The following is a 12203-nucleotide window of genomic DNA, read 5'->3' as shown; positions in this document are numbered from 1 at the left end:
AAACATCTGACGAGAAAATTAATTCTCTAATTTTGGATTTCACTTACGTGATTTCCTACTCACTCGTTGTTCAGTTTTCAAAGATCAAGTTCTCGTTGGCGCCATTTAATGTCTCAGCAGCAACTCTTATACTATATCATGTTCGGCTATTTAATGTCAATCTCTTTTTTTAACTTCTTTTCGAGCTCGGCATGTGTACTTCTTGGCCGGACTTAGAATATATCATGTATGGAGTTGCATTGCAAGAGTTTTTTTGAAACTAATATTAAATCTCTACATTCTATAGGAGCAATGAAGTGAAAGCACCACTTCTAATCAACAGTAGCTGAGAGAACTGCCCTTAGACAGCTCCCTTAAGCCCTGTGTTCTATAGATACTATTCAGTACGGTTACGCATATGTGGAAACAGCAATACATCGCGAATCGATGCAGAATTGGTAAGCAGCATGATCAAACGGTCTACGCCGATTCCCAGTCCGCCAGTAGGTGGCATACCATATTCCAGGGCGCGGATGAAATCATCATCCATCTCATGAGCTTCGTCATTACCTTGCTCTTTCTCCTGGATCTGTGCCTCAAAGCGTTGACGTTGGTCAATCGGATCATTCAATTCACTAAATGCATTAGCGTGCTCACGACCCACAATAAACAGCTCAAAACGATCGGTAAAGCGTGGATCCTCATCGTTTTTCTTCGCAAGTGGTGAAATCTCAACAGGGTGTCCCATTACAAAGGTTGGCTGAATTAGAGTTTCCTCTACAAATTGCTCGAAGAAAGCGTTAAGGATATGACCGAACGTCATATGTTTCTCAACAGGCACACGATGTTCTTTTGCCAAAGCTTGTGCTTCGTCATCTGTCATGTGAACGCTGAAATCAACACCGGTTACTTCTTTAACAGCATCAACCATAGTTACACGACGCCATCCTGGAGACAGATTTACCTCTTTGCCTTGGTAATCCAGCAGTTGTGTACCTAATACCTCTTGGGCAATATGTGCAATCATATTCTCCGTGAGATTCATGATGTCCTTGTAGTCGGCATATGCTTCGTACAACTCAATCATAGTGAACTCTGGATTATGACGAGTCGACATTCCCTCGTTACGGTAGACACGACCGATTTCGTACACTTTTTCCAAACCGCCAACGATAAGGCGTTTCAAGTGAAGCTCGATAGCAATCCGCATATACAGCTGCATTTCAAGTGTGTTGTGGTAAGTAATAAATGGACGCGCAGCTGCTCCACCGGCGATCGTATGAAGTGTAGGTGTTTCAACTTCAAGATAACCAAGTGAATCCAAATAACGACGCATCGATTGAATAATTCTTGAACGGGCAATAAAGGTCTGTTGAACTTCCGGATTAATAATCAAATCAACATAGCGCTGGCGATAACGCAGTTCTACATCTTTAAGACCATGATATTTTTCAGGAAGTGGCAGCAGGGATTTGGACAAGACTTCGAGATTATGCACTTTGATGGAGGTCTCGCCTGTTTTGGTTTTGAATACTGTTCCACGAACGCCGATAATATCTCCCAGATCGAGAACATTAAACGCCGCGTATTGAGTTTCAGGAATGCTGTCTTGACGAACATAAAGCTGAATTCTTCCGCTAAGGTCCTGGATATGCGCAAAGCTGGCTTTACCCATAACGCGTTTTGCCATAATACGCCCAGCAATGCTCACTTCAACAGAAAGCTCGTCCAATTCCTCTTTGGAAAGTCCATCATACTTAGCTACGATATCGCCAGCGTTAGCTGTGCGCTCGTATTTTTTGCCAAAAGGATCAATACCAAGTCCTCTTAGCTCGTCCAGTTTGGCACGGCGGATCTGCAAAAGCTCACTAAGTTCGTTCTCTGCATTGTCCACATTGTTCATTTCCTCGGTCATGCGATTCATCCCCTTATAACTCAGTAATATCATATACACAAGAAGAAACGGCTCCGTCTCCATAGTTAGAGGACAGTCCCGTTCCAGCTCAAAATATAAGCAGTTTGTTTTACCTATCGTTTCTGGATGATTTGAAAAAAGCTTCCCTAAGGAAGCTTTCCCAAACATGTTCCCTTATCTACCTATGTACAGTGAAGTGACTAATACATATGGCAGCACATCTATTTACAGACATTAAGGTCTGTATATTACTTCATTCTGATATCGAGAATTTTATATTGAATAACTCCTGCAGGTGTGGAAACATCAACTACCGTACCTATTTTTTTTCCGATAATAGCTTTGCCTACCGGACTTTCGTTGGAAATCTTGTTATTCAGTGGATCAGATTCTGCTGTACCTACGATCGTATACTCCATAGTGTCCCCATATTCCAAATCCTCGACACTTACAGTAACACCAATACTTACTACGTCAGTAACGATCTCGTCGCTATTGATGATACGCGCGTTGCGAAGCATCTTCTCCAAAGTGAGAACGCGTCCTTCGATAAAAGCTTGCTCATTCTTCGCGTCTTCATACTCCGAGTTCTCACTGATATCTCCGTAGCCAATCGCTACCTTAATCCGTTCAGCAACCTCACGGCGTTTTACGGATTTGAGGGTCTCCAGCTCATCTTCCAGACGTTTTAGCCCGTCCGGCGTAAGGATGACTTCTTTATCGCTCATCTCAACCGATTCTCCTGTCGTATACAATTATTGAAAACACCATACTATATGCTAATCTAGAAGGATAAGAACCCTCCCTGCTGCATTGCTCTTACTGTAACGGCGATTTTATACTGTGAAATTATATTGGAACCGCTACAAAATGTCAATGACACCACATATAAAGTCAGATGTGTTCAAATATCAGCAGAAAAAAGGCAATTATACAGCAGAAGAAGACATTTCAATGCCCTTGCTCTCTTCTTCATGCTTTAATTGAACGACAAAATCATTCAATATCCTCACCATTCCATCGCGTTTTGTTTCTGTCATAAGAACATCCTTCACTCTAGCGGCAGCCTTCAAGCCTTTTAAATACCAAGCCATATGCTTACGCATCTCACGGACAGCTACAGCTTCTCCCTTAAGAGCTACCAGACGATCCATATGAAGAATAGCAACCTTAATCTTCTCATCCAAACCAGGTTCAGGCATAAGCTCGCCGGTGCTCAAATATTGAATCGTACGATACAACATCCAAGGATTACCTAGTGCTCCACGCCCGATCATTACACCATCGCAGCCAGTCTGATCCAACATAGCCCGAGCATCTTCAGGTGTATTAACATCCCCGTTGCCAATAACGGGAATGGAAACTGCTTCTTTTGCCATCTTGATGTAGTTCCAGTCCGCATGGCCTGTGTAAAGCTGCTCGCGGGTACGACCGTGTACGCTGACAGCCTTACCCCCGGCACGTTCAACCGCACGCGCATTATCTTCGACAAAAATATGCTCGCTATCCCAGCCAATCCGCATTTTCACGGTTACCGGTTTATCGACAACATCGACAACCGCAGAGACCATTTCATAGATTTTGTCGGGATTCAAAAGCCAGCGGGCTCCCGCATCACATTTAGTCACTTTTGGCACTGGGCATCCCATATTGATATCGATAATATCAGCATTGGTTTCTTTATCAACGACTTTAGCTGCTTGCACCAGTGATGCTCTATCCCCGCCAAAAATCTGCAAACTAAGCGGTTTCTCCCGTTCATCTACAAACAACATTTCGCGAGTACGTGTATTTCCGTGAATAATGGCCTTATCGCTTACCATTTCCGCACAGACCAGACCTGTACCAAATTCCTTAGCGATCAGACGAAAAGCCGGATTGCACACGCCAGCCATAGGTGCCAGAACAACCTGATTTTTCATCTCAATATCGCCAATCTTCAGCATTCGTATCACTTCCTGCCTTTTAATTCTTGGAAATTATGAGTTGGGATCCACAAGCTCTTCTGTTGTAACCCCTAGAACATTCGCAATTTTATCTAAAATTTGATCTTCTAATCGTCTGTTACCCCTCTCGACTGCACCAAGCACAGCCAAGGAAATTCCGGCAAGATCCGCAAGATCCTGTTGAGTATACCCTTTTAGCTTACGGAATGCCCTGACCCTCCGTCCCAAACGCTTGTTGTCCACAACCGAATTCCTTCCTTCCCGTCTATGTCTTGAAGCGCTGCTGTAATCAGCTTGCGAAGTCCGGAAGATTGTTCATTCTGTGGAACGATGTCACTGAGCGGAAACAATACAAAAGCACGCTCTAACATGCGTGGATGCGGTAACGTTAAATGTGGTGTATCGAGCACCTGACCCTCAACCCACAACAAATCCAAATCTACCGTTCTCGGTCCATAGCGGATATCCCGGATACGACCCAACTGCGTTTCAATCCCCAACATCACTTCCAGCAAGGACTCGGGCGCAAGTGTCGTTCGCAAAGCTGCTGCCATATTGAGAAACTGCGGCTGATCTAAATAACCTACTGGCTCTGTCTCGTAAACTTTGGAGCAGCGGACCACCGATATTTCATCATGAGCGTCCAGTCTGTTCAAAGCCTCTGACAGTGTGCCCTCGCGGTCACCCAAATTAGCCCCTAAAGCAATATAAGCCTCTGATTCTTCAGAGGTGGAATGTATATTCATGGACCTTGTTCTCACTTTCTAGTTCTGCGCAGCTCTACAGTCACTCCCTGAAAATGAATGTCGAAAGGCGGATGAGGTTTAGTTACCTTAACCGTTACTGCATTGATAACAGTATAAGTGTCCAGTACGGAGGATGCAATATATTCTGCCAAAGCTTCGATCAACTTAAAAGACTTTATTTCGACAATGTTTTTGACTAATTCATGAACTTCAGCATAATTCACAGTTTGACTCAAATCATCATTCAAGCCCGCACCCTGCAAATCAAGCTCTAGCTCTAAATCAATGTAAAAACGTTGTCCCAGCTTACGCTCTTCCTCAAATACACCGTGGTATCCGTAATATTCCATGCGATGCATTGTCATTTTATCCATGATTAATCCGCCCTTTTTCGTAAAATATAGCTATTCACGCACCACTGGAGGTGCAGCATACAACATCGCATCACACATCTTAACCGTTCGTTTAATTAGAGATACATCATGTACACGTACGATCTGGCAACCCTGAGCAATACCAAAAGCTACTGTAGCTGCGGTGCCTTCCACAACATCATCAGACGGCAAATCAAGTACCGTGCGGATGAATTTTTTGCGGGATGTCGCCAGTAACAACGGATAGCCTAACTCAGTCAACCCGTCTAAAAGCATCATTGCCTGCAGGTTTTCATTATAATCCTTAGCAAAGCCGATACCTGGATCCAATATGATATTGGCCGGCTTAACACCTGCGGCTAACGCAAGATCAATACTTTCCTTAAGATCAGCCGACATATCCGCACTCAGATTCGTATAATTACGGTCCTGCCGGTTATGCATCAAAATAATAGTACAGTCAGCAGCAGCGGCCACTGCCGCCATTTCCGGATCTTCCTTACAACCCCATATGTCATTAATGATATGAGCACCCGCAGCTAAAGCTTGGCGGGCTACCTCAGCTTTATAGGTATCGATGGATAACGGAAGATGAGGTGCCGCCTTATGAATACTCTCGATCACAGGCAATACACGGGCTAACTCCTCTTCAAGTCCCACCGGTTGATGACCAGGACGAGTAGATTCACCGCCGATATCAATAATATCAGCACCCTCTGCAGCCATACGCAGCGCATGCTCAACGGCTTTGTCCGGATGATCCCAAAGTCCTCCATCTGAAAAAGAATCAGGGGTAACATTAAGGATGCCCATAATCAATGTTCGATTTCCTAACTCCAAGTCTGTATTTCCACAACGGTATGTCCGCTTAAAGAGGACTGGTCTCATTTCGCAATCGCCGTCCTATCTCTATATAATGAAATCAAGCCAGCAGTAATTGTTCCACACTGGCCAGTACCTATAGTAAATCTTGCATCTCCGTGCCACACCCCGGTAACAGGAACAATTTCTTGTACGGAATTGGTAAGAAACACTTCATCAGCAGCTTTCAACTGCTCCCAGTGATATGTTCCTTCTTCAACACTAAGGCCTGCACTAAGAGCCAGCTCCAGCACCATTTCCCGGGTAATTCCCGGAAGAATGCCTGTGGTGAGATCTGGGGTATAGAGCCTGTTGTTTTTAATAAAAAAGATGTTGCTGACAATGCCCTCCGCAATAAATTCTTCTGCCGTCAGCATTAGTCCTTCAGCACCATTTGCGGCAGAAGCATACCCTCTAAGCTCACGCTTAGCCAGAATGTTATTCATATAATGCAGCGACTTGAATCGCACTGTTCCCTCAGGAGTATTACGCCGCAAGGACAACAGCTGCAGCTCTTTGCCTTCACTGTTAAGCTTATCTGGTACTTTCGGCAGCGCTTTGATGTACAACAAATGATTGGGCTTTTGATAATCACCAGCAGGTAATCCGAGAATATCCTCACCGGCTGTTACGGTATAGCGTATATAAGCTTCTTTTAATTCATTTTTGTCCATGACGCGCTTAATCCAGTCAAGTAGATGTGCCGCTTCTGCCTCAAATGGAATGCCCAGTTCCTTGCACCCCTCTGCCATACGCTTCAAATGACGCTCCAGCAAAAAGGGAACTCCCCCATAGGTCCGAAAGGTTTCGAACAAGCCAATGCCGTACAAAAAGCCGTGATCCAAGGCAGAAACCACGGCTTCTCGGGCGTCAATGACACCATTGTTGAATCCTATATATTTCATGCCGTTTCTCCGGCTCTCCGTTTCAAGAAATTACGCAGCATCGTATGACCATGATCCGTAATAATAGATTCCGGGTGGAACTGCACACCTTCAATAGGATATTCTTTATGGCGCAATGCCATAATCTCCCCCTCTTCAGTCTCAGCCGTAATCTCCAAGCAATCTGGGAGACTCTCCCGCTCTACAATCAGTGAATGATATCGGGTAGCTGTAAATGGAGACTCCAGACCTTCAAAAACTGAGGTCCCGTTATGGTAAATAGGCGATGTCTTCCCATGCATCAAACGCTCAGCACGGATGACATTGCCACCAAATGCTTGTCCAATCGCTTGATGTCCAAGGCATACGCCGAAGATCGGAATGATCCCCTTGAAATGATGCAACAATTCCAGACTAATTCCCGCTTCATTTGGTGTACATGGGCCTGGTGAAATCAGAATATGGTCAGGTGCCAGTTTTTCAATCTCTTCGATGGTAATTTCATCATTGCGGTGCACTTTAACCTCTTCCCCAAGCTCACCTAAATACTGTACGAGGTTATACGTAAAGGAATCATAATTATCGATGACCAAGATCACAGTGCTACTCCCCCTTCGGCTCCGCTGGTAGCTGGCAATTCCTGCTGCAGTTCACTACAGAGTACTGCCTTCACTACCGCTTTGGCTTTATTATGGCATTCACGGTATTCACGGTAGGGATCGGAATCGATCACTATGCCGGCACCTGTCTGAATATATCCGACCCCGTCTTTTACAGCCAGCGTTCTTATAATAATATTTAATTCCATATTGCCGTTATAGTCAATAAAACCCATCGAACCTGTATAGGGTCCACGTCGAACCGGCTCCAGTTCTTCGATAATCTCCATTGTCCTTACCTTGGGAGCCCCTGTGATGGTTCCCCCCGGGAATAAAGCTGCGATAACCGCATAAGCGTCTTTATCCGGCGCAATCTGGCCCTCTACCTGCGAAACGAGATGCATCACATGAGAGTAGCGCTCCACCGTCATCAGCTCCGGCACGCTGACGGAACCGTATGCAGCGACACGTCCGATGTCGTTGCGTTCCAGATCGACAAGCATAATATGCTCGGCGATCTCTTTTTCGCTCCCGCGAAGCTCCGCCTCCATGGCGGCATCCTCCGCGGGAGTGAGTCCCCGGCGCCGGGTACCGGCGATGGGCCGGGCGCTCACTTTGTCACCGTGCAGCTTGACGAGCAGCTCCGGTGAAGCGCTAGACAGCGCGAAGCCGGGCGACCGCAAGAGCCCCATGTACGGGGACGGGTTGAGCTTGCGCAGCCACTCGTAAACATCCTCCGGCGAGGACTTCAGTTGCGCCTCCTGGCGCAGCGAGAGGTTCACTTGGAAGACATCGCCTTGGCGGATGTATTCCTGAACGTCCACCACTGCCTGCTGAAACTTCTCAGGCGAAAAAGCCGAGGCCATGCCCGGCCACTCTCCTGATGAAACTGTAAGGGCCTCAATGCTGCCCACAGCCTCATCATCCAATCCTGCAGCTGAAGATATCAGCTGCCACTGCTCTACCATTTGTCCAGCCTGTTCTATACTGCCAAGATAGAGATTTTGCAGATCCTCCAGCCCACAGTCTGCTGGAACTGGAACGTGGACAGCACAATACAGCACATGCTCTTCGTGATCATAAATCCATATCTCGTCAAACCTCATAAAAAGATAATCAGGAAAACCAGGATCATCTTGGGCAAAAGAAGGCAACCGTTCCAAAGAACGAACCACATCATAACCAAGGAATCCAATACATCCACCAGAGAAAGGAGGAACATCTTCATCCTTTAACTTAGGCGACGTAAAATCCGACATCCATTGCTGCAGTAGCTCCAGCGGTTGTCCATGCAGTGTTGTTGCCTCAGGTGTCCTCTCCTCGTTCACTGATGCTGATTCCAAAGATTCAGTAGGGAAGCTAAATACTTCCGCGTTATCCTCCTTGCCCTTCAATATCGAAACAGGATTTAAGCCCAAGTACGTATAACGGCCACCCTTACCACTTTCTAAAACTACAGAATACTGGGAAGCTAACTCCCAGGCTTTCTCCCAGGACGCGGGTAATTCGTTGGTGCACCGGGGGGATTTTATAATCAAGGGAAACATGCTCCAGTCTTCAGCAGCCCATTGTTCCCACTCGTTCCAGGTTGTTATGATTTCCAAAGCCATCCTCCTAAAAGTTTTATGAAGCCATTACTTCGTAGACATCACTTCGCAATAAAACTCGCTTCGTAAGCATTTGCTTAGTTTTGTCCAATCGTCAGTAGTATATTGCCTGTCAGTATACTGTACTTAAGGCATTATTGAAAAGCCCTCAGCGATAGGAAATTATTATGATTTTTTCGTTTTCTGCAAAAACCAGAGCTTTTTTCAACAATAATAAAATTACCACGTCTAGCCTGCCATATATGCAAAGTACCAAATGCCTTTTAAATCAACGAAAAGAGTCTCCATCACCACCAAAAAAGTGGTATGAAGACTCTTATAGATTTACGTTATTGCAAATAATTACGCTTCGAAATTGTAAAGTGGTGTGCTCAGGTAACGTTCGCCGTTACTTGGGATAATGACTACTACTTTTTTGCCAGGGCCTAAATCTTTAGCTACTTTAAGAGCGGCAAATACAGCAGCACCTGAAGAAATACCAGACAAGACGCCTTCTTCTTTAGCTACACGACGTGCAGTTTCGAAAGCTTCATCATTCTCAACGTGGATGATTTCATCATAAATATCTTGGTTCAGAATCTCAGGGATGAAGTTAGCTCCGATACCCTGGATTTTGTGAGGACCTGGTTTGCCTCCAGCCAAGATTGGGGAAGCAGCAGGCTCTACAGCATAGATCTTAATATCAGGATATTGGCTTTTCAGCACTTCACCCGCACCAGTGATCGTTCCGCCTGTTCCGATACCTGCAATAAAAGCATCCAAAGGACCGCCGATGGATTCAATAGCGTCAATAATTTCAGGTCCAGTAGTCTCACGGTGAATCTTCACGTTCGCTTTATTCTTGAATTGCTCGGATGGGAAATAGCTTGGGTTCTCTTTCAGAATTTCGTCTGCTTTCTTAACCGCACCATTCATACCTTCCGATCCTGGGGTCAGCACCAATTCCGCTCCATATGCGCGAAGGAGATTACGGCGCTCCAAGCTCATTGTTTCCGGCATTACGATAACTGCTTTATAACCTTTAGCAGCAGCTACAAGTGCCAGGCCGATACCAGTGTTACCACTAGTAGCTTCTACAATCGTACCTCCCGGTTTCAGTAGACCTTCACGCTCAGCTTCTTCCACGATGCTGATTGCAATCCGGTCTTTTACGCTTGATCCCGGGTTCTGATATTCCAATTTCAAATAAATATCTGCGGAGCCTTCCTGTGCCAGACGATTCAAACGAACGAGCGGAGTACCTCCGATCAATTCTGTTACGTTGTTAACGACTTTAGCCATGAGCAAAAACCTCCTTAGAATGATAAATGCGATATAAGAACGTAAATTATGACTTTATGCTTCTGTGTATGGAGTTTAAATTGTTGACCACCGTCAGTTATTTCCGACTAAAACGGTAGGGTTTACGTTAATATCATATTATCAATCTTGCAGGCTGTTGTCAATATTTATTGATACCTCATATTTATTGCGTAAATCGCTTTCCACCTGCTGCAAGGGAGGGGCTTGCTCCAAAGCCAGCTCTTGACGTACAAGCGCCCGAATTTCTTTCTGATCCGGCATTTCTGGAGAGTGAATACTCTCCAAGCGGATAATGGCGAAGTCTTCCCCTGTCTCGATTGGACCGGCTATATCACCCACATCCAATCCAGCGGCAGTCTTTAACATTCCCTCTGGCCAAAAAGGGTCATCTTCCTCTACTTTGCCTAAACTGCCTCCGTGCTGCCGACTCTCATCATCAATAGACACTTCCCTAGCCAAATCAGCGAAATCCTCACCCTGTTCCAAGCGATCCATTACCTGCTGGCCTTTCTCATAGGATGAGACCTTGATCATAGAAAGCTGCATTTCCTTTTTTGGAATGAAGCGCTCGGCATTTTGCTCTAAATAAGCATCTATATCGGCATCACTGATTGTAATGCCCACCGTGGCTATCGCTTGTAAGGACAGACGATAAGCTGTCTCTGCGAACACTTCCTGACGAGATAATCCGAGCTGAGATTGCATTTGAGCATAATATTGCGCTTCTGATTCGTACCCAACTATAGTGCGTGCCAGTTCCTGCTTAACCTCATCGTCTGTCACGGTAATTCCTAATGCCTTAGCTTCCATGTTCACGACAATATGGTTAAGCATACTGATTAACACTTCTTCTCCATGCTTTTTTTTGAGCTCATCCATCCACTGCTGATCCGTTATCGGTTGTCCGCCTGCAGTCGCTACATCCGGTGATTCATTGTCTGTTGTATCTCCTTTAAGAAGGGCCATGGCGCGCAAACTCCAGAATAATAGACCCCCGAGCATTAAAGTTGCAACAGCTAGAATAATAACCGTATTGCGAAGTGCACGTTCCTGTCTCGTCATCATCCCAATACCCTACGAATTCGCTTGTTCTAAAATGACCTGTAAATCGTCCTTATTGAAAACATAAGCCTCATTGCAAAAATGGCATACGACTTCAGCCTGTTCATCTTCTGCAATTAATCTCTCCAGTTCATCCCGTCCTAAGCTAACCAATGTCTGCTCTACCCGCTCACGCGAACACTGACAAGCAAAGTTAATATCCAGTTCATCCATAACCACTGCATCCGGCAACAGGTAGCGCAGCATTTCTTCTGGCTCCAGCCCCTGATCGAGAAGCGCTGTTACAGAAGGCATCGCCCCTACAGCTTTTTCAATCTCTGTGATCTCCGCATCAGTCAGACCAGGAAGAAGCTGAACAATAAATCCTCCAGCCACAATTACTGACTCATCGGTATCTACCAGTACACCTAGGCCGACCGCAGCTGGAGTTTGCTCAGAAACCGCAAAATAATAGGTAAAATCATCGCCAAGCTCCCCGGAGATAATAGGAATACTACCTCTGTACGGCTCTTTCATACCTAAATCTTTTATAACATCAATGAACCCTTCAGTTCCCACCGCTCCAGCTACATCCAGCTTCCCCATGCTATTGCTCGGTAAATGAATGTGAGGATTATGCACATAACCACGCACTTCTCCCAATGCATTGGATTCTGCAACGATTTGTCCGATCGGTCCATTCCCTTTAACCATAATACTCAGCTTCTCACTACCCTTGAGCATAGCGCCCATCATGGCTGCAGCGGTAACTGTACGTCCCATTGCGGCTGTAGCCGTTGGATACGTATCGTGTCTGCGTCTCAGTTCTTCAACCAATTCAGTTGTGCGGACAGCAAACGCTCTCACTTTACCATTAAGAGCCGTGCCGCGGATTAGTCGATCCTTCTTTTTTTCCATTGGGTGCATAGCCCTCCTATCTCTTCGCCTT

General features: G+C 45.6%; 13 protein-coding genes. All 13 read right to left on the bottom strand.

Annotated features, from left to right (window positions below):
* Positions 1-376 precede the first annotated feature (376 nt).
* Positions 377-1894, bottom strand: a complete 1518-nt coding sequence (lysS, locus tag MHH46_RS00425; protein ID WP_038573979.1) for a lysine--tRNA ligase — start codon at positions 1892-1894, stop codon at positions 377-379.
* Positions 1895-2142: 248 nt separating this feature from the next.
* A complete protein-coding gene (gene greA, locus MHH46_RS00420; RefSeq protein WP_036678719.1) occupies positions 2143-2622 on the bottom strand; it encodes a transcription elongation factor GreA in 480 nt (159 codons plus the stop codon).
* 201 nt (positions 2623-2823) lie between these two features.
* Positions 2824-3840, bottom strand: a complete 1017-nt coding sequence (gene dusB, locus MHH46_RS00415) for a tRNA dihydrouridine synthase DusB (protein WP_076130084.1) — start codon at positions 3838-3840, stop codon at positions 2824-2826.
* Between the two features lie 33 nt (positions 3841-3873).
* Complete coding sequence (locus MHH46_RS00410; RefSeq protein ID WP_076099929.1) at positions 3874-4083, bottom strand: helix-turn-helix domain-containing protein; 210 nt, start codon at positions 4081-4083, stop codon at positions 3874-3876.
* Positions 4035-4586, bottom strand: coding sequence for a 2-amino-4-hydroxy-6-hydroxymethyldihydropteridine diphosphokinase (gene folK / locus MHH46_RS00405; protein WP_036678725.1), 552 nt, complete (start codon positions 4584-4586; stop codon positions 4035-4037). The genes MHH46_RS00410 and folK overlap by 49 nt, the downstream gene beginning before the upstream one ends.
* An 11-nt stretch (positions 4587-4597) precedes the next feature.
* Positions 4598-4960 (bottom strand): dihydroneopterin aldolase, encoded by a 363-nt coding sequence (folB, locus tag MHH46_RS00400; protein WP_036678726.1) that lies wholly within the window; start codon positions 4958-4960, stop codon positions 4598-4600.
* Between the two features lie 30 nt (positions 4961-4990).
* Entirely contained in the window at positions 4991-5848 is an 858-nt protein-coding gene (gene folP, locus MHH46_RS00395; RefSeq protein ID WP_076130083.1) for a dihydropteroate synthase, read from the bottom strand.
* Entirely contained in the window at positions 5845-6726 is an 882-nt protein-coding gene (locus tag MHH46_RS00390; RefSeq protein ID WP_076130082.1) for an aminotransferase class IV, read from the bottom strand. The genes folP and MHH46_RS00390 overlap by 4 nt, the downstream gene beginning before the upstream one ends.
* A complete protein-coding gene (gene pabA / locus MHH46_RS00385) occupies positions 6723-7304 on the bottom strand; it encodes an aminodeoxychorismate/anthranilate synthase component II (protein ID WP_036678733.1) in 582 nt (193 codons plus the stop codon). Before pabA ends, MHH46_RS00390 begins: the two co-directional genes overlap by 4 nt.
* Positions 7301-8914, bottom strand: coding sequence for an anthranilate synthase component I family protein (locus tag MHH46_RS00380; RefSeq protein WP_076130081.1), 1614 nt, complete (start codon positions 8912-8914; stop codon positions 7301-7303). Before MHH46_RS00380 ends, pabA begins: the two co-directional genes overlap by 4 nt.
* A gap of 339 nt (positions 8915-9253) precedes the next feature.
* Positions 9254-10192 (bottom strand): cysteine synthase A, encoded by a 939-nt coding sequence (gene cysK, locus MHH46_RS00375; protein WP_036678737.1) that lies wholly within the window; start codon positions 10190-10192, stop codon positions 9254-9256.
* Between the two features lie 141 nt (positions 10193-10333).
* Positions 10334-11278 carry a peptidylprolyl isomerase gene (locus MHH46_RS00370; RefSeq protein WP_081383501.1) on the bottom strand — a complete coding sequence of 315 codons (945 nt, stop codon included), beginning with the start codon at positions 11276-11278 and terminating at the stop codon, positions 10334-10336.
* Positions 11279-11287: 9 nt separating this feature from the next.
* Positions 11288-12172, bottom strand: a complete 885-nt coding sequence (hslO, locus tag MHH46_RS00365) for an Hsp33 family molecular chaperone HslO (protein ID WP_036678742.1) — start codon at positions 12170-12172, stop codon at positions 11288-11290.
* Positions 12173-12203 lie beyond the last annotated feature (31 nt).

The sequence above is a fragment of the Paenibacillus sp. FSL H8-0175 genome, assembly GCF_045040615.1.
Taxonomy (GTDB): Bacteria; Bacillota; Bacilli; order Paenibacillales; family Paenibacillaceae; genus Paenibacillus_AQ; species Paenibacillus_AQ odorifer.
This window is presented reverse-complemented; position numbering and strand designations above follow the sequence as displayed.

Bases quoted from the DNA above. Each gene is read 5' to 3' on its own strand.
- lysS (WP_038573979.1), bottom strand. From the start codon at position 1,894: ATGACCGAGGAAATGAACAATGTGGACAATGCAGAGAACGAACTTAGT.
- greA (WP_036678719.1), bottom strand. From the start codon at position 2,622: ATGAGCGATAAAGAAGTCATCCTTACGCCGGACGGGCTAAAACGTCTG.
- dusB (WP_076130084.1), bottom strand. From the start codon at position 3,840: ATGCTGAAGATTGGCGATATTGAGATGAAAAATCAGGTTGTTCTGGCA.
- folK (WP_036678725.1), bottom strand. From the start codon at position 4,586: ATGAATATACATTCCACCTCTGAAGAATCAGAGGCTTATATTGCTTTA.
- folB (WP_036678726.1), bottom strand. From the start codon at position 4,960: ATGGATAAAATGACAATGCATCGCATGGAATATTACGGATACCACGGT.
- folP (WP_076130083.1), bottom strand. From the start codon at position 5,848: ATGAGACCAGTCCTCTTTAAGCGGACATACCGTTGTGGAAATACAGAC.
- MHH46_RS00390 (WP_076130082.1), bottom strand. From the start codon at position 6,726: ATGAAATATATAGGATTCAACAATGGTGTCATTGACGCCCGAGAAGCC.
- MHH46_RS00380 (WP_076130081.1), bottom strand. From the start codon at position 8,914: ATGGCTTTGGAAATCATAACAACCTGGAACGAGTGGGAACAATGGGCT.
- cysK (WP_036678737.1), bottom strand. From the start codon at position 10,192: ATGGCTAAAGTCGTTAACAACGTAACAGAATTGATCGGAGGTACTCCG.
- MHH46_RS00370 (WP_081383501.1), bottom strand. From the start codon at position 11,278: ATGATGACGAGACAGGAACGTGCACTTCGCAATACGGTTATTATTCTA.
- hslO (WP_036678742.1), bottom strand. From the start codon at position 12,172: ATGGAAAAAAAGAAGGATCGACTAATCCGCGGCACGGCTCTTAATGGT.